This window comes from Streptomyces sp. GbtcB7 (genome assembly GCF_019091445.1).
In the GTDB taxonomy this organism is placed as follows: domain Bacteria; phylum Actinomycetota; class Actinomycetes; order Streptomycetales; family Streptomycetaceae; genus Streptomyces; species Streptomyces mirabilis.
In genome coordinates this window covers 219,141-244,249 of sequence record NZ_JAGXJM010000006.1, presented here as the reverse complement: position 1 = coordinate 244,249, position 25,109 = coordinate 219,141, and the positions used below count along the sequence as shown (strand labels likewise).

Annotated in this window: 25 protein-coding genes; 13 read left to right on the top strand and 12 right to left on the bottom strand. The window is 71.3% G+C overall.

Features of this window, described 5'->3' with window-relative positions; genetic code table 11:
- Positions 1-54: 54 nt before the first annotated feature.
- From KVT44_RS13045 to KVT44_RS13030, 4 genes are all read right to left on the bottom strand, one after another.
- Positions 55-750, bottom strand: coding sequence for an HAD family hydrolase (locus KVT44_RS13045; protein ID WP_217567153.1), 696 nt, complete (start codon positions 748-750; stop codon positions 55-57).
- Between the two features lie 73 nt (positions 751-823).
- On the bottom strand, positions 824-1,507 hold the full coding sequence (locus KVT44_RS13040) for a phosphatase PAP2 family protein (protein ID WP_217567152.1): 684 nt from the start codon (positions 1,505-1,507) through the stop codon (positions 824-826).
- A 67-nt stretch (positions 1,508-1,574) separates the two neighbouring features.
- The gene (locus KVT44_RS13035) at positions 1,575-2,510 is read right to left on the bottom strand and encodes a M56 family metallopeptidase (RefSeq protein WP_099924202.1); all 936 of its coding nucleotides are present in this window, start codon (positions 2,508-2,510) and stop codon (positions 1,575-1,577) included.
- Positions 2,511-2,608: 98 nt separating this feature from the next.
- Complete coding sequence (locus KVT44_RS13030; protein ID WP_217567151.1) at positions 2,609-3,178, bottom strand: DUF5134 domain-containing protein; 570 nt, start codon at positions 3,176-3,178, stop codon at positions 2,609-2,611.
- Between the two features lie 198 nt (positions 3,179-3,376).
- Here KVT44_RS13030 and KVT44_RS13025 point away from each other — a divergent pair, with 198 nt between their 5' ends.
- The 3 genes from KVT44_RS13025 (at position 3,377) to KVT44_RS13015 (ending at position 9,091) form a co-directional block, all read left to right on the top strand.
- Positions 3,377-5,065 (top strand): FUSC family protein, encoded by a 1,689-nt coding sequence (locus tag KVT44_RS13025; RefSeq protein WP_217567150.1) that lies wholly within the window; start codon positions 3,377-3,379, stop codon positions 5,063-5,065.
- A gap of 833 nt (positions 5,066-5,898) precedes the next feature.
- A complete protein-coding gene (locus KVT44_RS13020; RefSeq protein WP_095856167.1) occupies positions 5,899-6,390 on the top strand; it encodes a MarR family winged helix-turn-helix transcriptional regulator in 492 nt (163 codons plus the stop codon).
- A 106-nt stretch (positions 6,391-6,496) separates the two neighbouring features.
- The gene (locus KVT44_RS13015) at positions 6,497-9,091 is read left to right on the top strand and encodes a cellulosome protein (protein ID WP_217567149.1); all 2,595 of its coding nucleotides are present in this window, start codon (positions 6,497-6,499) and stop codon (positions 9,089-9,091) included.
- A 19-nt stretch (positions 9,092-9,110) separates the two neighbouring features.
- Here the strand turns inward: KVT44_RS13015 and KVT44_RS13010 are convergent, their stop codons facing one another.
- Positions 9,111-9,875 (bottom strand): VOC family protein, encoded by a 765-nt coding sequence (locus tag KVT44_RS13010; RefSeq protein ID WP_217567148.1) that lies wholly within the window; start codon positions 9,873-9,875, stop codon positions 9,111-9,113.
- Between the two features lie 89 nt (positions 9,876-9,964).
- Positions 9,965-10,357, bottom strand: a complete 393-nt coding sequence (locus KVT44_RS13005) for a VOC family protein (protein WP_217567147.1) — start codon at positions 10,355-10,357, stop codon at positions 9,965-9,967.
- 84 nt (positions 10,358-10,441) lie between these two features.
- Between KVT44_RS13005 and KVT44_RS13000 the strand changes: the two genes are divergently transcribed.
- Complete coding sequence (locus tag KVT44_RS13000) at positions 10,442-10,996, top strand: GNAT family N-acetyltransferase (RefSeq protein ID WP_190169281.1); 555 nt, start codon at positions 10,442-10,444, stop codon at positions 10,994-10,996.
- 3 nt (positions 10,997-10,999) lie between these two features.
- Here the strand turns inward: KVT44_RS13000 and KVT44_RS12995 are convergent, their stop codons facing one another.
- Positions 11,000-11,683 (bottom strand): glycerophosphodiester phosphodiesterase family protein, encoded by a 684-nt coding sequence (locus KVT44_RS12995; protein WP_190169282.1) that lies wholly within the window; start codon positions 11,681-11,683, stop codon positions 11,000-11,002.
- A 426-nt stretch (positions 11,684-12,109) separates the two neighbouring features.
- Here KVT44_RS12995 and KVT44_RS12990 point away from each other — a divergent pair, with 426 nt between their 5' ends.
- From KVT44_RS12990 to KVT44_RS12975, 4 genes are all read left to right on the top strand, one after another.
- Positions 12,110-13,507 (top strand): DUF6421 family protein, encoded by a 1,398-nt coding sequence (locus KVT44_RS12990; RefSeq protein ID WP_217567146.1) that lies wholly within the window; start codon positions 12,110-12,112, stop codon positions 13,505-13,507.
- A 35-nt stretch (positions 13,508-13,542) separates the two neighbouring features.
- Positions 13,543-14,301, top strand: a complete 759-nt coding sequence (locus KVT44_RS12985) for an SDR family oxidoreductase (RefSeq protein WP_099924211.1) — start codon at positions 13,543-13,545, stop codon at positions 14,299-14,301.
- A complete protein-coding gene (locus KVT44_RS12980) occupies positions 14,298-15,371 on the top strand; it encodes a low specificity L-threonine aldolase (protein ID WP_217567145.1) in 1,074 nt (357 codons plus the stop codon). The genes KVT44_RS12985 and KVT44_RS12980 overlap by 4 nt, the downstream gene beginning before the upstream one ends.
- Before the next feature lie 84 nt (positions 15,372-15,455).
- On the top strand, positions 15,456-16,028 hold the full coding sequence (locus tag KVT44_RS12975) for a transglutaminase domain-containing protein (protein ID WP_217567144.1): 573 nt from the start codon (positions 15,456-15,458) through the stop codon (positions 16,026-16,028).
- Positions 16,029-16,152: 124 nt separating this feature from the next.
- Here KVT44_RS12975 and KVT44_RS12970 read toward each other — a convergent pair whose 3' ends face one another.
- On the bottom strand, positions 16,153-16,881 hold the full coding sequence (locus tag KVT44_RS12970) for a 1-acyl-sn-glycerol-3-phosphate acyltransferase (RefSeq protein WP_190169285.1): 729 nt from the start codon (positions 16,879-16,881) through the stop codon (positions 16,153-16,155).
- Positions 16,882-17,066: 185 nt separating this feature from the next.
- The gene (locus tag KVT44_RS12965; protein WP_168506419.1) at positions 17,067-17,483 is read right to left on the bottom strand and encodes a DUF4395 domain-containing protein; all 417 of its coding nucleotides are present in this window, start codon (positions 17,481-17,483) and stop codon (positions 17,067-17,069) included.
- Positions 17,484-17,558: 75 nt separating this feature from the next.
- Here KVT44_RS12965 and KVT44_RS12960 point away from each other — a divergent pair, with 75 nt between their 5' ends.
- The 4 genes from KVT44_RS12960 (at position 17,559) to KVT44_RS12945 (ending at position 20,801) form a co-directional block, all read left to right on the top strand.
- Positions 17,559-17,972, top strand: a complete 414-nt coding sequence (locus KVT44_RS12960) for a thioredoxin family protein (RefSeq protein WP_217567206.1) — start codon at positions 17,559-17,561, stop codon at positions 17,970-17,972.
- A gap of 242 nt (positions 17,973-18,214) precedes the next feature.
- On the top strand, positions 18,215-18,745 hold the full coding sequence (locus tag KVT44_RS12955) for a flavin reductase family protein (RefSeq protein ID WP_099924215.1): 531 nt from the start codon (positions 18,215-18,217) through the stop codon (positions 18,743-18,745).
- 219 nt (positions 18,746-18,964) lie between these two features.
- Positions 18,965-19,750, top strand: coding sequence for an electron transfer flavoprotein subunit beta/FixA family protein (locus KVT44_RS12950; RefSeq protein ID WP_054228809.1), 786 nt, complete (start codon positions 18,965-18,967; stop codon positions 19,748-19,750).
- Between the two features lie 76 nt (positions 19,751-19,826).
- Positions 19,827-20,801, top strand: coding sequence for an electron transfer flavoprotein subunit alpha/FixB family protein (locus tag KVT44_RS12945; RefSeq protein WP_168506416.1), 975 nt, complete (start codon positions 19,827-19,829; stop codon positions 20,799-20,801).
- 62 nt (positions 20,802-20,863) lie between these two features.
- On the opposite strand, the gene KVT44_RS12940 is transcribed toward KVT44_RS12945, so the two are convergent.
- On the bottom strand, positions 20,864-21,754 hold the full coding sequence (locus KVT44_RS12940) for an endonuclease/exonuclease/phosphatase family protein (RefSeq protein ID WP_217567143.1): 891 nt from the start codon (positions 21,752-21,754) through the stop codon (positions 20,864-20,866).
- Positions 21,755-21,936: 182 nt separating this feature from the next.
- Here KVT44_RS12940 and KVT44_RS12935 point away from each other — a divergent pair, with 182 nt between their 5' ends.
- The gene (locus KVT44_RS12935) at positions 21,937-23,241 is read left to right on the top strand and encodes an aldolase/citrate lyase family protein (RefSeq protein WP_095856179.1); all 1,305 of its coding nucleotides are present in this window, start codon (positions 21,937-21,939) and stop codon (positions 23,239-23,241) included.
- A 12-nt stretch (positions 23,242-23,253) separates the two neighbouring features.
- Here KVT44_RS12935 and KVT44_RS12930 read toward each other — a convergent pair whose 3' ends face one another.
- Positions 23,254-24,027 (bottom strand): hypothetical protein, encoded by a 774-nt coding sequence (locus KVT44_RS12930; protein ID WP_217567142.1) that lies wholly within the window; start codon positions 24,025-24,027, stop codon positions 23,254-23,256.
- Positions 24,028-24,030: 3 nt separating this feature from the next.
- Positions 24,031-25,095 carry a LacI family DNA-binding transcriptional regulator gene (locus KVT44_RS12925; protein WP_099924219.1) on the bottom strand — a complete coding sequence of 355 codons (1,065 nt, stop codon included), beginning with the start codon at positions 25,093-25,095 and terminating at the stop codon, positions 24,031-24,033.
- Positions 25,096-25,109: the final 14 nt, after the last annotated feature.

The following is a 25,109-nucleotide window of genomic DNA, read 5'->3' as shown; positions in this document are numbered from 1 at the left end:
GGGCCGACATCGACGGCCCTCGGGCCCGCGGGCGCTCCCGGGAAGGTGTGTGGGTCAGCCGACCAGGTGCAGCACCGGCCGCAGTCCCTCCGGGCGCCGCGCCGCGGGCAGGTGGTCCACGAAGTGCACCGCGCAGCCCAGCGCCGCCGCACCCCCGTCGGCGCGGCGGTCGTCCCCGACCATCAGCGTGTCCTCGGGAGCGATGCCCAGAGCGTCGCAGGCGGTCGCGAACAGCCGGGCGTCCGGCTTCTGGATGCCGTGCTCGTACGACAGCGCGTACGCGCCCACGTACCGGTCGAGGCCGTGCTCACGGAAGACGGGCCGCAGATCCCAGCCGATGTTGCTGACCACCCCGACCGCGACCCCGCGCTCGCACAGGGCGTCGAGCACCTCGGCCGTGTCGGGGTAGGGCCCCCACGCCGCCGGGAGCATGTGACGCTCGTACAGCGCGTCGTGCAGCCGGGCATCGGGCAGCCGCACCTGGCGGGAGATCGCGGTGTACATGGCCCGGTGCCGCTCGGCGCTCTCGTCCCGCCTGCGCCACAAGTCCTCCGAGCCCTCAGGCAGTCGGGGCGCGACGCCACCGCCGGGCAGCGCGCCCACCGCCTCCAGGGCGTCCGCCGCCTCGGTCAACTCCCGCTCGGGCAGGGTGAGATCGGCGTCCCTGAGCACCGCGCGCAGCCAGGACTCGGTCGGTTCGGCACGGAACAGGGTTCCGGAGAAGTCGAAGAGCACGCCTTTGATCGTCATGAGGGAGATCCTTCGGGGCGCGCTCCGTGCCGGTCAAGCACGCTCCGGGCGGGTCGAGCACACTCCGTGCCGGTCAAGTACGTTCCGAGCCGAAGAGGCGCTCATGGGTCGTCACCGCCAGGGCGACCACCAGCGCGCCGAGCAGCCAGCCGCCCAGGACGTCCGAGGGCCAGTGGACGCCCAGCCAGACACGGGTCAGTCCGACACCCACGACGCAGACCACGGCCAGCGCCAGTGCCGTACGCCGCAGCGCGCGCCCGGCGCCGTACAGCTGGAGCAGCCACAGCAGCAGCCCGCACACCACCGTCGCGGTCATGGCGTGGCCCGAGGGGAAGGCCGCGTAGTGCGCGGAGTCCACGGGGTCGGGCCAGACGGGGCGTGCCCGGCCGACCGCCGCCTTCAGTGACTGCTGCGCCACCGTGCCCAGCACGCAGGCGGCCGTCACCCACAGCGCCGGCCACCACGCCGAACGCCGCCAGACCAGCCGGAGCACGACCAGCGCACCCAGCGCGCGCATCGTCCACGGGTCCCACACCCAGTCCGTCAGAACGCGGAACACCTGGGTGGCACCCGGTTCGTCGACCGCCCAGCGGTGCGTGGTGCGCGCGATGTCGCCGTCGAGGGCCAGCAGCGGTCGCCAGGAGAACACGACCAGCAGGAGGAGCAGCACGGACGGAACGGCGAGCACCGCCGCGGTGACTGCCGCGGTCCGTGGCGTCGGGGTGCGAAGCGGTGGGTCGAGGGGCGGGGAGCGCATACGGTGATCCTCGCCGACGTACGGGGCCGGAGGCCAACCCCGTGGTGCCGAACCGCCGTCGGCGCGGCTAGCCGAGCGCCCGCAGGCCCGGTACGAACGCCACCAGCAGGGGGATCACCGGCACCAGCGTGGCCGCCGCCGTCAGCCGCAGCCGCCGCGACGGCGTCAGCCGGTCCGGGGGAGCGAGCAGGCGGTGCACCCGCTGCGGGACATGGGCCTGCGGAGTCGGACAGGGGCCGAACACGCCCCGGTCCTCGTTCAGTTCCACCAGTGCGAGGGCGGTCGTGAGGCGACCGAAGCGGCGCGAGGCCATGTCGTCGGCGGCGAGTTCGACCAGGCGGTGCATCTCGTCGCGGAACGCGGCGAACACGGGCACCTGCGGAAAACCGACGGCGAGCGCGGCCGAGCAGTGCAGCAGCCAGTCGTGCCGGGCCCGCGCGTGCCCCTGCTCATGGGCGAGCACGGCGTCCAGCTGACGCCCTTTGAGACGGCGCAACGCGGCTGTGGTGACGACCAGTTGGGGAGCGGTCCCGGGCAGCCACCAGGCGTCAGGACGCTCGCCCTCCAGCACCACCAGCCGGTCACTGCTCGGCTCCTCACCGGGCAACAGCGGTGCGCGTACGAGGAGTTCGTCACGGCTCTGCCGACGGTGGGCCCGGGCCCGCAGCACCTCGCGGACCAGCATCGCCGCGGTCCAGGCACCGCCGCAGGCGAGCGCCACGGCGGTCGTCGCGGCCCACGGGCTCCCCTTGCTCAACGCGTAGGCGTCCACGACGGAGTGCGGAGCGGGGGCGAAGACATGGCCGCGCACCGCCACCCACGCGGCGGCCGCGCTGAGCGTCATCGACAGGACGCAGCACAGCAGAACGGCCGCCACCACGCACTGCCACGCCCACAGGGCGACCACGGGTTCATGGTCCGGCCAGTCCGCCCGGGCGAGCAGTCGTGGAGCGACCACGGCGGCCAGGGCGCCGAGCAGCAACAGTGCCGCGGGGACCATCATGAGGTGAAGCCTATGAGCGGAGCGTCGCCGGGGGATACGGCCCGCGACGACAAAGTGACGTACGCCACGGTTTCACATGGCCGGGGCCGGAGCGGCTCTCAGAGCGTGACCAGCATGGCCAGCATCGCGATCCCCATGGACAGACGGCACGCCTGCGACAGCTCGGGGCGGTCGCCCCAGCCGAGGGTCCGGGGGGTGCCGCCGAGCGCCCCCGAGTCGCCGGCCATCGCCGCTACCGGCAGCAGCCGGGCCCCGGAGCGCAGCACGTACCCGACGAAGTAGACCAGGAGCGCCCCCGTGACCAGAGGAATCCCGGAACCGCCGCCGTGTCCGTGGTGCCCGGGGGAGGCGGCCATCGCGGCGGCCATGTAGACCATGGCGCAGGCCCCGACCAGATGGTGCAGATGGTGCGGGCTGCTGTGGACCGACCACAGAGCGCGCAGGGCGGCGGCCCCGAACACCGCGGCGTACGCGAACCAGGCCCAGCGCGGCGGAGTGGCCGCCGCCGCGGGCACGGCCATCGCGGCCATGCCGAATCCCATGAGCGCCTCGGCGCCCGCGGTGCGGCGCTGCTCCTCGACGGGGCTGCGCATCCGCAACAGACAGTAGGCCCCGCTCGCCGCGCACAGCGCTACGAGCAGCCAGCCGGGTGACGCCGGTCCGTGCACCGCGTACCTCCCCGCTCTACGGAGTCGGACAGTCGTTGATGTCGGACAGTCGGTCAGGGCATGCCCGGGCCGGGCGGTGCGCAAGCGAGCGCACAGGTGTACACGGGGGAGCGTGCGGGAGTGCGTCGCAGGTGGGCGCGGGTGGGTGGTGACGGGAGAATATATTTCACGAGTAAAACACCTGCTAAGCTTGAAGATATGAGCAGTGCGACCCCCCAGATCCCCCCTGTACGCCGACGTCCCCATGGACGTCACCGCTCTCATGGACGTCGTCTCCCGCTGGCCGGTGTGCTGCGGCTCGGCCGTCCCGCCGACATCTGGTTCAAGCCCGCGCTGAGCGTGGTCGCCTCGGTCGCCCCGCCGAATCTGACGCTTCTCGCGCTCGGCCGGCTGGACCTGGCGATGTACACCATGGCCGGGTCGCTCTGCGCGCTCTACGCCCACAACCGTCCGTACGCCGCCCGCGCCCGCGCGCTCGCCTGGGTCGTCCTCGGCATGCTCGGCGGCCTCGCCGTCGCGCTGACCGCGGCCTCGCTCACGACGAACGCCGTCGTGCTGGTCACCGTCGGCGCGCTGCTGGCCGCCGTGCAGAAGGCGCTGTGCGACGCCACGCGCATCGGGCCGCCCGGCCACGTGGTCCTCGCCTTCATCAGTTCCGCGTCCCTGTTCGTGCCGCAGACGCTCGGCCAGGTGCCCGGCCATCTCGCGCTGGGCGCCGCTGCGGGCGCCTGGGCGTGGATCGTCGGCATGGCACCCGGGCTCGTCCGCCCGCACGGGCCCGAGCGCCGCGCGACGGCGCACGCGCTGAACGCCGCGGCCGCCTACGCCGAGACGGCGGGTACCGGTGACGGGGCCGCCCGGGCCCGCGCCGCCGCGGCCGCCGCCGTGCACGGGGCCTGGCAGTCGCTGCTCTCCACCGGCGCCCGCAGCGCACCCCGGCGCGCCCTGGAACGGCTCGTCGTGCGCGCCGAGGTGGCGATCGCCGCGCCCGCCGACACGGAGCCCGAGCGGCTGCGGGCGTGGGCGCGCGAGGTACGGGGCACCGGGCCCGTACCTCGTCCGGACGACCTCGGGGAAGCCGCCGACGAACTCCTGGGTGTGGAAGTCGAACTCGCCGTCCCCCCGAACCCCTTGTTCCGTCGCCTGGGCCCACTCGCCCCGATCGCCCTGCGCACCGCGCTCGGCTGTGCCCTCGCCGGATACGCGTCGCTCGCGCTCGGCGTCGGCCGCCCCTACTGGGCGCTGGTCACCGCCGCCTCGCTCTACCAGGCCAACGTCACCCTGACCTGGAGCCGGGGAGTGCAGCGCGTCGTCGGCAACCTGATCGGCGTCCTCCTCTTCGCCGTGCTCGCCCCGCTGGCCCATCTCAGCCAGGCGGTCCTCGTCCTGCTGTGCCTCGCCCTCAACTTCGGCGCCGAGGCCCTGATCGGCCGCAACTACTGGCTCGGCAGCATCTGCGTGACCCCCATGGCGCTGCTCATCACCGAGTTCGCCCGCGTCCAGCAGCCGGGTGAGCTGATGACCGACCGGGTCGCGGACACCCTGGTGGGTGCGCTGGTCGGCTTCGCCGCGGCGGTCGCGGTCACCAACCGGCGGGCCGGCGACCGTATCGAGGACGCCCTCGACGCCGTCGAGCGGGCCCGCGAACGTGCCGCGGGCCTGCTCGACGCCGAGCGTCCCGAACCCGGCGCCCTGGAGTCCGCTCGCCGCGCGCTGTCCGGTGCCGTCGTCGAGCTGCGCGCCACCGCCGACGCCGCCGCCGGCGAATGGTGGCAACGCGCCTTGCCGGAGGAGCGGGTGATGCGGGCCGAGCAGTCCGGACACCGTACGCTCGCGGCGACGGTACGACGGCAGGGACTGCACTCCTTGGAGGGCGCACAGGCATGACGGCAGCGGATGGGCGCGCGACGGACGCGGCACTCGGCCGGAGCGGCACTGCGACCCCGGCGACACCTCGGCACGCGGCGCCGTACGGGCAGCCGAGTCGGATGAGCGAGCCCCCGGCTGGACGGCCGGGTTCGGCCGGTGCTGTGGTCGGTGGTGGTGCCGGCGCGGACAGTCCGGCGGCCCGGCGCTCGGCGTCGGCGGACGCGCGCGCCGGTGGGCGCGGCCCGTCGGGCGACTCGGCCGGACGGGGGCTCTCGGCGGGTGCTCCGCTCGGAGGCGTGGCGTCGAGGGACAACGGGACCGGAGAAGCCGCCGACACGAGTACCCCGGCCGGGGAGTCCACGCCGGCGCATCCGCAGGCCGGCCGCTCGGCGTCGGCGGAGCCGGGCTCCGGGCCCGCGCGGGCGGCCGGTTCCGCGCGGTCGGCCGGGGCGGACACGCCCGCCGCTCGACCCGACCCCGCAACGGACACCGAGGCCGCTCCCCAGGTTCCCTCGGGTGCTTCGGGTGCCTCGGGTGCCCCGGGCGTCCCCGGCGGCCCGGCTGCCTCAGGAACTTCGGGCACTTCGGCTGCCCAGGGGGCCTCGGGTGGCCCGGCTGCCTTGAGTAGCCCGGCCGCCTCAGGCACTCCGGCTCCCTCGGGCGGCCCGGCCGCCTCAGGCACTCCGGCTCCCTCGGGCGGCCCGGCCGCCTCAGGCACTCCGGCTCCCCCGGACAGCCCAGCTCCCTCGGGTGCCCCGGCCCCCTCAGGCAGCCCAGTCGCCTCAGGTACCCAGACTCCCTCAGGTACCCCCACCACCGCACCCCCCGGCACCCCACCCCCGGTCGACACCATGGCTGCCGTGGTGCGGCAGTGGCAGGCCGTGCATCCCGGGATCGACACCGGGCCGATGGAGATCATCGGCCGGATCAACCGCTCGGCCGCGCTGCTCCAGCAGGCCGAGGACGCCCCGTTGCGCCGGGCCGGGCTCACCCGTCCGGAGTTCGACGTCCTCGGGACCCTGCGCCGCACCGGTCACGAGCTGACCCCCAGTGAGATCGCCCGCGAGACGTTCTCCTCCGGTGCCGCCGTGACCAAGCGCCTGAAGCAACTGACCGAGCGCGGCCTGGTCGAGCGCCGCGGTGACACCCGCGACCGTCGGGTCGCGCACGTCCGGCTCACCGACGCGGGCCGCGACCTCGTCGACGGCATCCTGCCCCAGCAGCTCGCCTACGAGACGACGGCCCTGTCCGGGATCGACCTCGCCCGCCAACGCGAACTCGCCGACCTGCTCGGTGAGTTGCTCGGTCAGCTCGAAGGCCGCCTCGGGGTGCCCCGCGTCTGAGGCGGCCAGGGGCCCACGCGCTTCGAGGGCACTCGCCGTTGACACGGGCAGCGCGGCGCTCCTACGTTCGGGCTCGCCCGGTTCGGAGTTCCGGCTGACGTACGGGATGTCGAACAAGCAGCGTGACCGCGGAGGCGCAGTGGCAGCAGACACCGAGACGCTCACCATCGACCTCGGCACCGACACCGGCGCCTTCCACGGCGGGGCGAGCGGCACGCTCTACGGCCTGTACGGCGACGGAGTGCCCAGCCGCAACGTGGTCGAGGGCATGCACGTGCGCACGGTGTCGACCAAGGCCCAGGACGGCACCCAGCACCCCGGCGCCGACGCCCTCGACATCCTGCCCTCCTTCGTGGACTGCGGCGGCAGGGACGTCTACCTCTACATGACCGACATCTACCGCGGCTTCCCCTACCAGTGGCCCGGCGCCACCGGCGAGGAACGCCTCGCCGACTACCGGGCCAGGGTGGAGAAGCAGGTCAGGCAGGTCCTGACGATGGGTGCCCTCAAGTCCCACATCGTCTACGTGCCGTTCAACGAACCCGAAGGCAACATGTTCGGCACGGGGGAGTGGAGCTACGACAAGACCTCCTGGCACAGCGACCCGCGGCACTACTTCGCGGCCTGGAAGGACCTCCACCACCTCATCAAGGGCCTCGACCCGCACGCGCGCATCGCGGGCCCCAACACCTGCGTCCTGTACGACGAGGTGCGGGGATTCCTGGAGTTCGCCAAGGCCCATGACGTCCTCCCGGACGTGGTGACCTGGCACGAGCTGTCGACACCCGCCGCGATCCGTACGAACGTCGCCAAGTACCGCGACATGGAACGGGAGTTGGGGATCGGCCCCCTCCCCGTCAACATCAACGAGTACGCGCACAACTACCACCTGTCCGTGCCCGGGCAGATGATCCAGTGGATCTCCGCCATCGAGGAGTCGAAGATCGACGCCGACATGGCGTACTGGAACATCGACGGCAACCTCAACGACTCGGCGGTCGAGGCGAACAAGGGCAACGGCCAGTGGTGGCTGTTCCACACCTATGGCCGGATGACCGGCCGCACGGTCCACGTACGGGCGCCGCACCCCAATGCCCAGTACACCCTCCAGGGCGTCGCCACGCTCGACCGGGACAAGCGCCAGGCCCGCGCCCTGTTCGGCGGCAGCGGCGGCGCCGTGGAACTCGTCTTCGCGAACGTCCCCGCCGAGATCTTCGGCGGCACGGTCCACGCCAGGCTCCACGAGATCCCGTGGACCGGCCAAGTCGGCGCCTCCGCACAGCCCTTGCGCATCAAGGACCTCGAACTGCCGGTCGGCGAAGGCAGGGTGGTCCTTCCCCTCGCCGATCTCGACGCGATGTCCGCCTACGAGGTGATCCTCTCGCCCGGCGGCGACGGGGTCCTCGCGCCGCCCTCCATCGGCTGGCGCCGGTCGTACCACGCGGAGAACGCGACCTGCACGGGCGAGGGCCACTCGAGGAACGGGCCCGAGGGATCCCCCTCCGACGTCGACAGGTTCGCCACCTCGGGCACCTACCACGTCGGCGGACTACGCACCGGCTCCGACCTCGCCGTCGCCTTCTCCGTCGAGGTCCCGCAGGACGGGACGTACGACCTGAGCGTCCTCGCCAACTCCCACAACCTCCACGAACTCGTGCGGGAGCAGGGCCCCACCAACGTCTTCCTGCGTGTCGACGGAGCGGACCCCCAGGAACTGCGCCTCCCCCTCGGCTACAAGCCGGTCGTCTGGGGGCACACCGACACCCGGGTGGAGCTGACGGCGGGCGCGCACACGCTCACCCTGTCCGCACGGGACCCCGACCTCGGCGCCACCAAGGGCGACGCGATCATCGACCGGATCGACCTCGTCCTGCGGGACCCGCACGTGACCGCGCCCGCGCTGTACGAGGCCGCGTACGCGGGCCTCGGCGCCGGAGCCCGCGTGACGTACGAGCGCGGAGCCTGCGGGCCGGGTGCCGTACTGCTGCCGCCGGGAGGGACCGCCACGTTCTGGGTGCACGCGGCCGCCGACGGCGAGGCGGTCGTGACGGTCGATCACATCGGTCCGGGAGAAGGGCTGTTGACGGTCAACGGGATGGAGGTGGGAGGCCTCGACCGGGACGGGATCCCGCTGTTCCTGGCGGGCGGCATCAACAAGCTGACGGTGACCGGCACTTCGGAGCGCCTCGTCCTCGACCGGCTGTGCGTGGGACCGGGAACCGGACGCCTCGAGACCACCGTGTACCCCGCCGAGGAGGGCACGGTGACGGGTGAGGCCAAGGTGACCGGCGCCCACACCTTCGCCACCGGCGGGAAGGCGGTCGAGGGAATCGGCCGGGGGCCGGAGAACGCCCTCACCCTGACCGTCACGGCGGCACGCACCGGACGTCATGCCGTGACCGTCCGCTACTCCAACGGCGAGCAGGCCCCGGCCACCCACTACAACCCCGATCCGGTCTGCCGCCACGCGGACCTGTCCGTGAACGGGGCGCCGGCGCACCGGATCCTCTTCCCCACCACCTTCCACTTCAACAACTTCTGGGACCTCGCCGTCCCCGTCACCCTGAACGAGGGCACCAACACCCTCACCTTCACAGCCGACGAACGGCCCGACTTCGACGGCGACACCACCAACGCCCACCAGCAGCGCTCCGCGTACGCGCCGGTCATCGACCAGGTGGCGGTGACACCCCTGGCATGAGTTCCGGTCGAGCGTCCGGCTAGCCCTCCTCGCCCGCCACATGAACCCCGAAGAACGCCCCCTGCGGGTCCCGCAGGACGGCGATCCGGGGGCCCTGCGGCACGGACGTGGGCTCCATGAGAATGCTGCCGCCCGCCCCGACGGTGGCGTTCGCGGTGGCGTCCACGTCCTCGACGGCGAAGTACGGCAGCCAGTGCGGCGGCACCGCGTGCGGGAAGTTGTCGTCCATCGCCACCATGCCGCCGAAGTCGGCTCCCTCGATGCCCCACTGCGTGTAGTGCTCGGAGGCGTTCACGGTCCAGCCGAACACCGTGGTGTAGAACTCGACGGCCCGGTCCGGGGCGCGCGTCAGCAGCTCCACCCAGCCGAGCGCGCCCGGCGCGTTGAACAGCCCCGCGCCGGGGAAGGCCCGCGCCTGCCACAGCTGGAAGGCCGCTCCGGTCGGGTCGAACGCCACCGCGAAACGCCCGACGTCGAACACGTCCATCGGGCCGAGGACGACCGTGCCGCCCGCGGCCTGCACCGCGTCCACGGCGGTGTCCGCGTCGGCCACCGCGAACGACACGTTCCAGGCGACGGGCTGTGACTCCTGGTACAGCGGGGAGATCGCCGCGACCGGCGCGTCGCCGAGGTGCGCGACCGTGTAGCCGCCCGCCTCCTGGCGCGGGTCGGTCTCCGGGCGCCAGCCGAACAGATCCGCGTAGAAGCGCTTGGCCGCCTCCAGATCGCTGGTCCCGAGCTCGGTCCAGCACGGACCGCCGGTCACCGGCTTGTCGAGCTTCATGACGTTCCTCCGCCCTTCCGCCAGAAGGCCCCTCCAGCACGCTATGCCCGTGCCCGGGCCGTGGCCATCCGACGCAGGGCGTCGTGCGCTCAGATTCCGGGGCGGTAGCGCAGCGGATGATCCGCCGGGATCTCCACGAGCACGATCTCGACACCGTCCGGGTCCGCGATCCACATCTCGATCAGCCCCCACGGCTCCTTCACCGGCGGGCGCACGATGTCGACCCCGGCCGCCGACAGCTCCTCGTACGCCGCGTCGGCGTCGGCCACCTGGAGCCACAGCCTGAGCGCGGGCGAGGGCGGGGTCTCGGAGCGGCCCGAGACCTCCAGGAAGCCGCCGCCGAGGAAGTAGACCGTGCCGCGCTCGGGACCCGTCCCGAACTCCCGGTGGACGGCGAGCCCCAGCCGCTCGCCGTAGAAGGCGCGGGAGCGCTCCGGGTCGGTGGGCCGCAGAAGTACCCGACTGCTCAGTACATGCACCATGCACCCGGAGCCTAGGGCCTCAAAGGCGGGGGCGTTACGCTCAGCGGTGCCCGCGTCGCGCCAGAGATTTCGGAGAACTGTTCCATGGACACCGCCGCCGCCACCGGACTGACCTTCCGTGATGCCACCGACGCCGATGTGGACGCCCTCGTCGCGCTGATCGAGTCGGCCTACCGCGGGGACTCCAGCCGGACCGGCTGGACCACGGAGGCGGACATCCTCGAAGGTCAGCGGACCGACCCGGAGGGCGTGCTCGCCGTCATCAAGGCGCCGGGCAGCCGCCTTCTGACGGTGGAGCGGGACGGCGCCGTCGTCGCCTGCTGCCAGCTCGAACACCGCGGCGACCACGCCTACTTCGGCATGTTCGCGGTCAGCCCCGCACTCCAGGGCGGCGGACTCGGCAAGGTGATCATCGCCGAGGCGGAGCGGCACGCCCACGAGACCTGGGCTGTCACGGAGATGCACATGACCGTGATCTCCGCACGCGAGGACCTCATCGCCTGGTACGAGCGGCGCGGCTACCGCCGTACGGGAAAGATGACCCCCTTCCCGTACGGCGACGAGCGCTTCGGCATTCCGCAGCGCGACGACCTGCAGTTCGAGCTGCTGGTCAAGCCACTGGCGCAGCCGGCGCAGTGATCCTCAGGCCGTGAAGCGGCCGGTGCGTTTGATCTGGGGGTAGTCGGTGGTCGCGCCGTCCAGCTCCAGGGCCCGCACCAGCCGCAGGTGGTCCTGGGTGTTCACCACCCAGCCGATGATCCGCAGATCCGCCTTGCGGGCGTGCTCGACGACCTCCAGGGTCAGTCGGCGGATGTTGAGACAGACGGTGGCGGCGCCGACCTCCACGGCGCGGTCCACGACATCGACGCCGTAGCGGCTCGCGATGAGCGCCGTGCGGACGCCCGGCACGAGCCGCGTGATCTCGGCGATCGCCTCGTCGTGGAACGACGACACCTCGACCCGCCCCACCAGATCGCGCCGGTGCATCACCTCGGCGAGCGCCCGCGCCGCCGCCGTGTCCTTGATCTCGGCCTGCAGCGGCGCCCTGACGGCGTCCAGGACCTCTTCGAAGACGGGCACGCGCTCACCGTGCCCGGCGTCCAGGGCGCGCAGCTCGGCGAGGGTCATCTCGGCGATCGGCCCCGAGCCGTCGGTCGTACGGTCCACGTCCGCGTCGTGCATGACGACCAGCGCGCCGTCCTTGCTCAGATGCAGATCGAGTTCGATCAGGTCGAGGCCCGCGTGCTGGGCGGCGATGAAGGAACGGAGGGTGTTCTCGGGTTCGACACCCATCACTCCGCGATGACCGATGGTGAGGAAGTTCAAGATTCGACTCGCTTCCGTCGACGGCGGCTCGGCTCGCGCGTGGTCTCGGCGGCACCCACGCGGCAAGGCCGCAGCCTAATCGTCCCGCCGCGGGATGTACCCGCTCGTACGCCAGGCAGGGCGTGTCTGCCACAAGGGGAGAGCGGGCCGTTGCCGCCGGGGCGCGTCACCCGGGCGTGGGCGAGTCTTTCGGCGGTTGACCCCGAGCGCCCCGGAGCCGTTGCTCCTGCCACTTCCCGGCGCTTCCCGCGGATGTCTGTCTGCCCGGCGCCATATAGCGGAAGTAATCGCCTCCACGGTATCCGGCAGGAAAAAGAGCGGTGAAGGTGGGGTGGTGCAGGATAATCTATCGAGTCTCCCCTTGCGGGAAGGAACCTCGTTTACATACGGTGTGCATACGCGAGGTTCTCCCGTGGAGGGTGAGAGATGACGGAAATTCTTGTGCCAGTGGGTGTGGAGGAGCGGGTTCCTCCCGTGGGCAGGGTGGTGGAGCACCCGGCTTGGCCCGTGCTCAAGGATGCCGTGGAGGAGATCCGGCCCTGGCAGTCCAAGGACGGGTCGATCGACTTCGAGGCCGAGGGTGCCCCGGACACGGCCGACGCCGATCTGGCCGTACGCCGTGCCATAGACGCCATCGAGCGGCTCGCCCCGCTGCTGCCGCACGACGCCGAGTACCACGAGGCGCTCGTGAAGGACCTGCGCCGCTGGGCCGACGGTGGCTTCCAGGTGCCCGACTTCCTGGACTCCCTGCTGGCCTTCCAGCCCGCCGCGCACCGCGAGGACGGCCTCCAGCACCTGGTCGTCTTCCCGATGTACACGCAGAACGGCAACCCGGACCGCAACTTCGAGGCGGTCGTGCTGCGCATGGTCTGGCCGGACTGGCTGGCGGAGCTGGAGCGCACCCGCTACGACAACCCGCTGTTCTGCGGCATCACCTTCGAGGACTTCACGGCGGGCTACGACACCAACTCGGCCGTCCTCTTCCCGGAGACGATCGCCGTGCGCGAGGCGCCGGAACGATTCTCCTGGGGCGGCATCTTCTGTGACCGCGAGGCCGCCCGCTTCCGCGCCGTCACCGACGCCGCCGTGGACGTCCTGGGCCTTCAGCTGCCCGAGGACATCGCCGCGATGGTCCACGACCAGGAGCGCTGCGAGCAGGCCTTCGTGCTGTGGGACATGGTCCACGACCGCACCCACAGCCACGGCGACCTGCCCTTCGACCCGTTCATGATCAAGCAGCGCCAGCCGTTCTGGATGTACGGCCTGGAGGAGCTGCGCTGCGACCTCACCGCCTTCAAGGAGGCCGTGAAGCTGGAGGCCGAGGGCCACCAGCACGGCCGTGACGTGCAGTACGCGGTGCTCTTCGACCGGATGTTCCGCTTCCCGGTCACCGGTGACCGCGTCCGCAACTACGACGGTCTCGGCGGCCAGCTCCTCTTCGCCTACCTGCACCAGCACGACGTCGTCCGCTGGACCGACAACAAGCTGCACATCGACTGGCAGCGCGCCCCTCAGGTCACCAACCAGCTGTGCGCCGAGATCGAGGACCTCTACAGGGCCGGCATCGACCGCCCCAAGCTCGTCCACTGGTTCAAGGCGTACGAGCTCGTCTCCACCTACCTCGCCCCGCACCCCGGCTCCCGCTGGGCCAAGGGCCCGGACGCCCTCGATCTGACCCAGCCGCCCCGTAAGCTCGTCGACGACGTGCTTCCGGACGAGTTTCCGCTGAGCATGTTCTATGAGGCGCTCTCCAAGAAACTGAAGAACGTGATCGCCTCCACCAAGGGCATCACCGCGACGAGCGCCGAGCGGGCCGCCGCGTGAGCGCTCGTACCGGGGATGTTCAGGAGGCGAAGGCGATGGCACACGGAAACGGCAACGGACCTCTCAGCGGCGCGGTGATCGCGGTCGCCGGAGCGGGTGGACCCGCCGGGCGCGCGACGCTGGCCCGGCTCGCCGACGCGGGCGCGACCGTCATCGGATCGGACAACGATCCCGAGCGGCTCGCGGAGGCCGTGGACGCGGCCCGCTACGGGCACGGCGGCGCCACCGTCGTGGGCGACACGGTCGACCTGCTCGATCTCGAGTCGACCCGCGACTGGGCCGTCCGCATCGAGAAGGACTTCGGCCATGTCGACGGCCTGGTCCACCTGGTCGGCGGCTGGCGGGGCAGCGAGACCTTCACCAGGACGAGCCTCGACGACTGGGACTTCCTGGAGCTGCTGCTCATCCGCACGGTGCAGAACACGTCCCTCGCGTTCCACGAGGCGTTGCAGCGCAGCGACCGTGGCCGCTACCTCCTGATCAGCGCCGCCGGCGCGAGCAAGCCCACCGCGGGCAACGCCGCCTACTCCGCAGCCAAGGCCGCCGCCGAGGCGTGGACGCTGGCCATGGCCGACTACTTCCGCAAGGCAGGGGGCGAGCAGGGCCCGACTTCCGCGGCTGCCATCCTGGTGGTCAAGGCACTGGTGCACGACGCGATGCGCGCCGAGCGCCCGAACGCGAAGTTCGCGGGCTTCACGGACGTCGAGGATCTGGCCGAGGCCATCGCCGGCGTCTGGTCGCGGCCCGCCGGTGAAGTGAACGGAAACCGTCTGTGGCTGACCGAGAAGCCGTGAACCCTCCGAAGACCGACGCCCGGCGTCACCACGACCCGGCCGTCCGCGGTTTCGCCAGCGACAACTACGCGGGGGCCCATCCCGAGGTGCTCGCCGCCGTGGCCCTGGCCAACGGCGGGCACCAGGTCGCGTACGGCGAGGACGACTACACGGCGAACCTCCAGCAGATCATCCGCAGTCACTTCGGCGCCACCGCCGAGGCCTTCCCGGTCTTCAACGGGACCGGCGCGAACGTGGTCGCGCTCCAGGCGGTCACCGACCGCTGGGGCGCGGTGATCTGCGCGGAGAGCGCGCACATCAATGTCGACGAGGGCGGCGCCCCCGAGCGCATGGGCGGCCTCAAGCTGCTCACCGTGCCCACGCCCGACGGCAAGCTCACTCCTGAGCTGATCGACCGTCAGGCCTTCGGCTGGGACGACGAGCACCGTGCGATGCCGCAGGTCGTGTCGATCACCCAGAGCACCGAACTGGGCACCCTCTACACGCCCGACGAGATCCGCGCGATCTGCGACCACGCCCACGCGCACGGCATGAAGGTGCACCTGGACGGGTCCCGGATAGCCAACGCGGCCGCCTCCCTGGACGTCCCCATGCGGTCGTTCACCAACGCGGTCGGCGTCGACCTCCTGAGCCTCGGCGGGACGAAGAACGGCGCGCTGTACGGCGAGGCCGTCGTCGTCCTCAACCAGGACGCGGTCAGTCACATGAAGCACCTGCGCAAGCTGTCCATGCAGCTCGCCTCCAAGATGCGCTTCGTCTCCGTGCAGTTGGAGGCGCTGCTCGCCAAGGACCTGTGGCTGCGCAACGCCCGCCACTCCAACCAGATGGCCCAGCGGCTGGCCGACGGCGTGCGCGCGGTGCACGGCGTGGAGATCCTCCACCCGGTCCAGGCCAACGCCGTCTTCGCGCGACTCCCGCACGACGTGAGCGAGCGGCTCCAGAAGCGCTACCGCTTCTACTTCTGGGACGAGGCGGCGGGCGACGTCCGCTGGATGTGCTCCTTCGACACGACCGAGGACGACGTCGACGGGTTCGTGGCGGCGCTCAAGGAGGAGATGGCTCACGCGTAGCCGGAGCACCAGCGTCTGCATAGATATGCGGTCACCTGAAAAGTCATTGACTCTCGGGTGATCGCATTCCTATGCTCTCCGGGCATGGAGCTGATCCAGAACACCGCCGACCTGTCTGCCTACTTGGCCGCCGACGAGGTCATCGACCATCACCATCCGCTCGTACGGGAGACGGCCGCGCGGCTGGCCAAGGGGGCCGTCGACTCGTATGCCTATGCGCGGGCGGCCTTCGAATTCGTGCGCGACACCATTCCGCACTCGCAGGACTCCGGCGATCTTCGGGTCACCTGGCGTGCCTCCGACGTGCTGGAGCGGCGCACCGGCATCTGCTACGCGAAGGCCCACGCGCTGGCCGCGCTGCTGCGGGCCGAGGACATCCCGACGGCGTTCTGCTACCAGAAGTTCGACGAGGTGCACGGGCTGGTCGCCGTGCGGTTCAACGGCGCCTGGCACCGGCAGGACCCCCGGGGCAACAAGCCGGGCGTGGACGCCCAGTTCTCCCTGGACGGCGAGCGGCTGGCCTTCACGCCCGATCCCGAGTTCGACGAGCTCGACTATCCGGTCCTGTACGCCGAACCTCACCCGGTCGTGCTGAGCGTCCTCAAGGCCGCCCCCGACCGGCCGCACCTCTGGAAGACGCTTCCCGGCGCACTCTGAGACCGGCCGCCCATCACCCGGACGCGGGCGGGGGTGGTGTGGTGCGACGGGGCCGAACTCACCGCACTCCCGGAGAAGTTCAGCCCCGGGGCGCGGATCACCGTCCACGCCCCGGCGTGACGATTCAGCGGGCCTCGGCCGCCTTCACCTCTTCGGGGGTCGGCGCCGTGCCGCCGAGGTGTGCGGGCATCCACCAGGTGTCGTCCGGGCCCTTGGGGCGGACCGGATAGGCGCGCTGCGCGGCCTCCAGGAGCTCCTGGACGCGCTCGCGCAGCCGCCGGGTGATGGCGCCCGCGTACTGGTCCTGCGGCGCCTCCACCGGTTCGCCGACCCGGATGGTGATCGGGGTGTGGCTGCGCTTGAAGTTGCGCGGCTGGCCCTTGGTCCACAGCCGCTGGGTGCCCCACAGAGCCATCGGGATCAGCGGCACGCCGGCCTCCTGGGCCATGCGCGCGGCACCCGACTTGAAGCTCTTCAGGGTGAAGGACTGGGAGATGGTCGCTTCGGGAAAGACGCCGACGATCTCGCCGGACCGCAGTGAATCCAGCGCGTGTTGATACGCCGTCTCGCCCTGCTTGCGGTCCACCGGGATGTGCTTCATGCCCCGCATCAGCGGACCGGAGATCTTGTGCCGGAAGACCGACTCCTTCGCCATGAAACGCACCAGGCGCTTCTGCGGCAGGGTGGCCAGACCGTCGAAGATGAAGTCCAGATAACTGATGTGGTTGCTGACCAGCACGGCGCCGCCCGAGCGCGGAATGTTCTCCGATCCCTTGCAGTCGATCTTGAGGTCCCAGGCCTTGAACAACACTTGGGCGAGACCGACGACGGGACGGTAGACAAGCTCTGCCATGGACGGGGTGGACCCTTTCTCTCTGCTCGGGAAGGGGTCTCCCGGCGGGAAAGTTACGCAGCCGTAGGTTTACGGCATTGCGCAGATCGTGCCCGAAGAACGGACGAGTGGCCAGTCCCAGTGCCGCGATGCGGCGAGATCCTCGTCACGTGTCCCCTGATCGACCTCGCACTTCTCACTCACCGTCACTGGGCGCGTACGGTCAACCGACGTACGAGCAGGTACATCTCGCAGCCCAGGCAGTACCCGAACGCCGCGTTGAGGAACGCGGCCGCCAGCGCGCAGCCGGTCGCGGCGAACCCCAGCCAGTCGGGCCCCGCCGTGAAACCGATCAGACCCACGACGGCGAACACGAGCCCGACGGCCTGCGCGAACTGCGGCGGCTGCGGCGACTCGAACTGTGCGGGCGGCCCGAGTCGGGGGCGTACGACCTTCCGGAACAGCCAGCCGTAGGGAGAGCGCGCCACGCCGCCCGAGGCGCCCAGCGCGAACGCCAGTACCTGCCAGGCCAACAGCCAGGTGCTGCCGGTGATCAGAACGGCCGCCAGTACGACGGTCGTCACGGCCGCACCGAACCGCGGCCCTCTTGCGTCAATGTCCATGAATCAAGCATTCCGTATGAACGGCGGTCCGTGGACCCGGGAATCTTTGCGGTCTCGTGAATGCTTGTGCTGGAGATGACCGGACTTGTGGTGTGCGTGGTGGTGCTCGCGGCGGCGAGCGCGTTCGGAGTGCTGCAACGGCGGCGGAACGGGAGGGTGAGAGTGCGCGGGCGTGACGGTGGAAAGCGGCTCGGCGCGGCGGAGTTGGGGGAGGGGCTCGGTGAACGGGCCACGCTCGTCCAGTTCTCCAGCGCTTTCTGCGCTCCCTGCCGGGCCACCCGGCGGGTGCTCGCCGAGGTGGCCGGAATGGTCCCGGGCGTGCACCACGTGGAGATCGACGCCGAGGACCGCCTCGAACTCGTCCGCGAACTCGAGATCCTCAAGACCCCGACCGTGCTCGTCCTCGACGCCGACGGACGGATCGTGCGGCGCGCGACCGGACAGCCGCGCAAGGCGGATGTGATCGCGGCGCTGGGAGAGGCCGTCTGACTCGTGGCGATCATGGTGAGGCATCTCGCAGATGACCGGACGTACTTGACTGCACGCACCACCTATCGTCAACCTGACCGTATGCCCCCGGAACTCCTTCTCTTCGAGCGCGTCCACGTGGACCTGGCCCGCACCGCGAGTGCGCGCTGTCCGGTCTGTTGAGCACCCACGGACCTTCCCCCACTCTCGGCTTCGCTCGAGCGGGGGGACCCCCACGTCACCCCTCGCAGAAGGACGACTCCATGACGGCCACGCCCGACCTGGACACTTTTCGGCTCGCCTCTCCCGATGCGCAACTCGCCTCACCCGACCTCCTGCGCTCCGTCTTCCGGCAGCACGCGGCCGGTGTCGCCGTGATCACGGCGCAGGGCGGCTCGGGTCCCGTGGGCTTCACCGCCACCTCGCTCAGCTCGGTCTCCGCCGAGCCCCCGATCGTCTCCTTCGGCATCGGTGTCGGCGCCTCCAGCTGGCCCGCGATCTCCGAGTCCGACCACGTCGGCATCCACATACTCGGCGAGCACCAGCAGGAACTCGCCGCCACCTTCGCCCGCAGCGGCGCCGACCGCTTCGGCGCGCCCACCCGTTGGCGCAAGGGCCCGGAAGGTGTTCCCGTCCTCGACGGCGTACTGGCCTGGCTGGTCTGCCGGGTCGCGGCGCGGGTGCCGGCCGGGGATCATCGCATCGTGCTGGCCGAGGTCGTCCTCGGTGATCCGTCCGGCGCGGGCCGCCCGCTGCTGTACCACCAGGGACGCTTCAACGGCCTGCGCGACTGAAGCTACTCGCCGGTCCTACCGGCGAGTCCTACTCGTCGGTTACGCAGCGTTGCCAAGGTCACAGTTCAAAGCGCTTGCTTAGTGGGCAGGAACTGGGTGTACTGGCGAGTAATATTTCGTTCGGAGCGCGGGCCGCCCCGACCGGGATCGGCCGCTTCAGGCGCCTATGCTGCCTGAAAGAAGGCAGCCCAGAAATGACGATGCAGTAGGAGAGCCGGCGTGAGCTTGAGGATCGTTGTCACTGTGAAGTACGTGCCCGACGCCACTGGCGACCGGCACTTCGCCGATGACCTGACCGTGGACCGTGACGACGTGGACGGTCTGCTCTCGGAGCTCGACGAATACGCGGTGGAGCAGGCGCTGCAGATCGCCGACGAAGCGGACGACGCCGAGATCACCGTGCTGACCGTCGGCCCCGAGGACGCCAAGGACGCGCTGCGCAAGGCGCTTTCCATGGGCGCGGACAAGGCCATCCACGTCGAGGACGACGACCTGCACGGCACCGACGCGATCGGTACGTCGCTGGTGCTCGCCAAGGCGATCGAGAAGGCCGGCTACGACCTGGTCATCTCCGGCATGGCCTCGACCGACGGCACCGCCGGTATCGTCCCCGCCCTGCTGGCGGAGCGCCTGGGCGTCCCGCAGGTCACCCTGCTCTCCGAGGTCTCCGTCGAGGACGGCGTCGTCAAGGGCCGCCGTGACGGTGACAGCGCGTCCGAGCAGCTGGAGGCCTCCCTCCCGGCCGTCGTGTCGGTGACCGACCAGTCGGGTGAGGCGCGCTACCCCTCCTTCAAGGGCATCATGGCCGCCAAGAAGAAGCCGGTGGAGTCCTGGGACCTGGAGGACCTGGAGATCGAGGCGGACGAGGTCGGTCTCGAGGGCGCCTGGACCAAGGTCGACTCCGCGACCGAGCGCCCGGCGCGCACGGCCGGCACGATCGTCAAGGACGAGGGCGAGGGCGGCAAGCAGCTCGCCGAGTTCCTCGCGGGCCAGAAGTTCATCTAAAGGCCTGTTCGAGGCTCGCTGAACCTCCACTCGCTGACCGCCCCTCATCTTTCGTAAGCAGGAGAGAAGAAGTCCCATGGCTGAAGTTCTCGTCTACGTCGACCACGTGGACGGCGCCGTCCGCAAGCCCACCCTGGAGCTGCTGACGCTGGCCCGCCGCATCGGTGAGCCCGTCGCCGTCGCCCTCGGCTCCGGCGCCGAGGCCACCGCCCCCGCGCTCGCCGAGCACGGTGCGGTCAAGGTCCTCACGCACGACGCCGCCGAGTACGCCGACTACCTGGTCGTCCCGAAGGTGGACGCGCTCCAGGCCGCGTACGAGGTGGTGTCCGCCGGGGGCTCCCTGGCCGCCGTGCTCGTCCCGTCCTCCGCCGAGGGCAAGGAGATCGCGGCGCGCCTCGCGGTCCGCATCGGCTCCGGCATCATCACGGACGCGACCGACCTGGAGGCCGGTGACGAGGGCCCGGTGGCCACGCAGTCCGCGTTCGCCGCCTCCTTCACCACCAAGTCCCGTGTCGCCAAGGGCACCCCGGTCATCACGGTCAAGCCGAACTCGGCCGCCGTGGAGGCCGCCCCGGCCGCGGGCGCCGTCGAGGCCCTCGCGGTGTCCTTCTCCGAGAAGGCCACCGGCACCAAGGTCACCGCGCGTACCCCGCGCGAGTCGACCGGCCGCCCCGAGCTGACCGAGGCCGCGATCGTGGTCTCCGGCGGCCGTGGCGTCAACGGCGCCGAGAACTTCTCGATCATCGAGGCGCTCGCCGACTCCCTCGGCGCGGCCGTGGGTGCCTCGCGTGCCGCGGTCGACGCCGGCTGGTACCCGCACACCAACCAGGTCGGCCAGACCGGCAAGTCCGTCTCGCCGCAGTTGTACATCGCCTCCGGCATCTCCGGCGCGATCCAGCACCGCGCCGGTATGCAGACGTCGAAGACGATCGTCGCGATCAACAAGGACGCCGAGGCGCCCATCTTCGACCTGGTCGACTACGGCGTGGTGGGCGACCTCTTCGAGGTCGTCCCGCAGCTCACCGAGGAGATCAAGACCCGCAAGGGCTGATCGAGTCCGGCTCCGGCCGTACGAGGCCCCCGTGACCGCCCGCGCGGTCACGGGGGCCTCGCTCATGGCAGGCTCAGCCAGGCCTGCACGGGCAGATGGTCGCTCGGGAACTGGCCGTCCACCGAGAAGGTGTTGACGGCCGCCCGGTGCACGGTCACCCCGGGGCCCACCAGGATCCAGTCGATGCGGTCGCCGTCCGGCGTCAACGGCTGGTAGCCGTGGAAGGTCCCGTAGAGCGTGCCGCGCTCGGCCGCCGTGTCCCAGGTGTCGACGAGCCCGGCGCCCAGCATCGCTTCGTACACCGGGTTCTGGTGGGCGACGGCATTGAAGTCGCCGGTCACGACGAGCGGCAGAGCGCGGTCGAAGCGCGCGACGCGTTCGGACATCAGACTCGCGGCACGCATGCGTGCGTACTGACTCGCGTGGTCCAGATGGGTGTTGAGCACATAGAACTCCCGTGCGTCCCGCAGGTCGCGGAAGCGGACCCAGGTGACGATGCGCGGGAAGGCGGCGCCCCAGGTGTTCGAGCCGATCAGCTCGGGGGTGTCGGAGAGCCAGAAGCTGTCGTGCTCGACCGGTGCCAGCCGACGGGTGTCGAAGAAGATCGCCACCGCCTCGTCGTGGCTGCCGCCCACGCGGCCCGTGCCGATCCAGTCGTAGTGCGGTCCGAGGTCGGAATCGATGTCACGCAGTTGCTGGTAGATGCCCTCCTGGGTGCCGATGACGTGGGGCGCCTCCCGGCGTAACAGCGCGCGCATCACCGGACGGCGCACGGCCCAGCTGTTGGGCTCGGCGGTGCTCGCGAAGCGCAGGTTGAACGTCATGACCTCCAGACGGTGGCCGCCGCGCCGGCTGGCGGAGGCGGACGCCGTGGTGAGCAGGGGTACGGCGACCGCGGCGGCCACCACCGTCCGCAGACCCATGCGTCGCGTCACTCTGAGGGTGTTCGACATGTGTGATCCCCTCCCCTCGGGGCCAGCATGAGGGGTGTGCCCCGCGACGCGAAAGAAGGCGTGGGGCAGGAGTGCACATGACGGACCATGCCGTGGACAGGTGTTGACCATCGGGAAGGGCCATGGATAACTTCGCTCTACGGATTGTTGATTCCGTGGAGCGGAAAACTGGAGGGTGTGGGATGGGTCAGGGCCAGCAGGAGAACGTGGCGACGAGCCTCGCGGGCGCCGTCAGCGAGGAGATCAGCGCCTCCCTCGCCCCGGTCGACGCCGAACTGGCGCGGCGTTACCCCGGAGACCCTGGCACCCGGCAGCCCGTCCACACCGTGTACGTCCCCGGCGACGTGTTCGCCGCCGACACCATCCGCTCCTGGGGCGACCGGGCCCTCGCCGCCCTCGACGAGCACGCCCCCGACGCCGCGTCCTTCGCCGCCGTCCTCGGCCTCACCGACGACCTCGCCGAACCCGTGTACGACCGTGTACGCGCCAAGCTGGAGCGCGAGCCCATCGAGGACCTGCGGGTCGACTTCGAGGACGGCTACGGCCCGCGCCCGGACGCCGAGGAGGACGAGGCGGCGGCTCGCGCGGCCCGCCTGATCGCCGAGGCGTACGAGAACGGCACGGCTGCCCCGTACATGGGCATCCGCATGAAGTGCATGGAGGCGCCGGTACGAGACCGGGGCATCCGCACGCTCGACATCTTCCTGACAGGCCTGATGGAGTCGGGAGGCCTGCCCGCGGGGCTCGTGCTGACGCTGCCCAAGGTGACGTACGCCGAGCAGGTCACCGCGATGGTCCGGCTCCTGGAGGAGTTCGAGAAGGCGCGCGGCCTGGAGCCCGGCCGCATCGGCTTCGAGATCCAGATCGAGACCAGCCAGTCCATCCTCGCGACCGACGGCACCGCGACCGTCGCCCGGATGATCCAGGCCGCCGAGGGCCGCGCCACCGGACTGCACTACGGCACCTTCGACTACAGCGCCTGCCTCGGCGTCAGCGCCGCCTACCAGGCCAGCGACCATCCGGCCGCCGACCACGCCAAGGCGATCATGCAGGTCGCGGCCGCCGGCACCGGCGTACGCGTCTCGGACGGCTCCACCAACGTGCTGCCGATCGGTCCCACCGAGAAGGTCCACGACGCCTGGCGCCTCCACTACGGCCTCACCCGCCGCGCCCTGGCCCGCGCCTACTACCAGGGCTGGGACATGCACCCCGGTCACATCCCGACCCGCTACGCCGCCGTCTTCGCCTTCTACCGCGAGGGCTTCGAACAGGCGGCCGCCCGCCTCTCCCGCTACGCCAACCACACCGACGGCGACGTCATGGACGAGCCCGCCACCGCCAAGGCCCTCAGCGGCTACCTCCTGCGCGGCCTGGACTGCGGTGCCCTCGACATCGCGGAGGTGGCGCGGGTGACGGGCCTGACGAGGGCCGACCTGGAGGGCTTCGCCGTGCCGAGGCGCGGCGACCTGACCATCTCGGGGAAGTGAAGCTCCCCGCTTTTAGGGGCGCGAGGACGGGCCGGCTCCTACGTACTTCTCCAGACCGGAAGCCGTGGTGAGCCGCTCCTCCGTGAACAGCTCGGTACCGCGCGCACAGAGCGCGCCGTCGCCGCGAGCCCGCGCGCAGAACTCCTCCGGCGTCTCCCCGAACAGCTCCCGCAGTCGCGCCGACCCGGCGAGGAGCGAGGCGAGCAGCGGGCGCTGCTCGCCGGGGTGCGGGCGAGGTGTCCCGGAGCCGTTGTGGAGAACTCCGCGGCGGTTGACGTACACATGGGCACCCGGCAGGAGCTCACCGGAGTCCAACTCGATCCGCACGTCGGAGGCGGGCAGCCACGCCCGGCCGTACGCCCCCTCAGCCACCGGAACGCCCTCACTCGCGTCCACCACCGCGAGCTGCGCCGCGTCCAGCCACGTGAGGAACAACTCGCCCACGGCGCCCGGCGCGTGGAACGGCGACGCGGACACGTACCCCATCAGACTGACATGGGCCGAGACGCCGACCCCGAGGCCGAAGACCCGCGTCTTCACCATCGGGATCGTGCCCGACACCCCGGACTGCGCCATCTTGTGCCGGAGTTGGGCCGGGCAGGCGTTGGAGCCGACCGCGAGGACCGGGACGCGGTCCTCGTACACCCTGCGCGTGAGCGGCAACAGCCGGTCCCCGTCGAGGAGTACGGATTCCTCGGGCCGGGCGCCCGGGTAGCTCAGCGGGTGCTCGCGGGGCGCCTCGGCGAGGCCGAGCGCTTCGAGAGTGCGCGGGTCCGGCTCGGCCACGGCTCAGTCCGCGGGCGGCAGTTCGCCCGAGCCGCGGGTGATCAGACGGGTCGGGAGTTCGATGCGTTCCGGGGTGATGAGGGTGCCCTCCAGCTGGCGGAAGAGGCGTTCGGCGGCGGTGCGGCCGAGGGTGGCGGCGTCCTGGGCGACGACGGTGACGCCGGGCTGGAGGAGGTCGGCGAGCTCGATGTCGTCGAAGCCGACGAGGGCGACGGGCCGGCCGCGCTCGGCGATGACACGGACGACCGTGACGGTGACGCGGTTGTTGCCGGCGAAGACCGCGGTGACGGGGGAGGGACCGGACAGCATGTCCTCGGCCGCCTTCCGCACCCGCTGCGGGTCGGTGACGCCCAGGGACATCCAGTCGTCCTCGACGGGTATGCCCGCCTCCTCCATGGCCGCTCGGTAGCCGCGCAGCCGCTCGGCGGCGGTGTGGATACGCGGCATGTCGCCGATGAAGCCGATCCGGCGGTGGCCGTGGGCGATCAGGTGGGCGACGCCGTCGCGGGCCCCGCCGAAGCTGTCGGACAGCACCACGTCGGCGTCGATCTGTCCCGCCGGGCGGTCCACGAACACCGTGGCGACGCCCGCCTTGATCTCGGGCTCCAGATAGCGGTGGTCGTCACCGGCCGGGATGATGACCAGCCCGTCCACGCGGCGTGCGCACAGGGCGAGGACCAGTTCCTGTTCGCGGTCGGGGTCCTCGGCGCTGGAGCCGTTGATGAGCAGCGCGCCGTGGGCGCGGGCCACCTCCTCGACCGCGCGGCTGAGGGGGCCGTAGAAGGGGTCGGCGAGGTCCTCCAGGACGAGGCCGATGCTCGCGGTGCGGCCCTTGCGCAGCACCCGGGCGCTGTCGTTGCGGCGGAAGCCCAGCGCGTCGATGGCCTCCTGGACGCGGCGCTCGGTGTCCGGAGTGACTCCGGGCTCACCGTTGACGACCCGCGAGACCGTCTTGAGGCCCACCCCGGCTCGTGCCGCCACGTCCTTCATGGTCGGACGGTTGCCGTAGCGGTTCTCGGATCGGCGGGCGGTCTCTGCCACGATGCGCTGTCCTGTCCTGTCGTCCACGGTTCCCGTCGTCC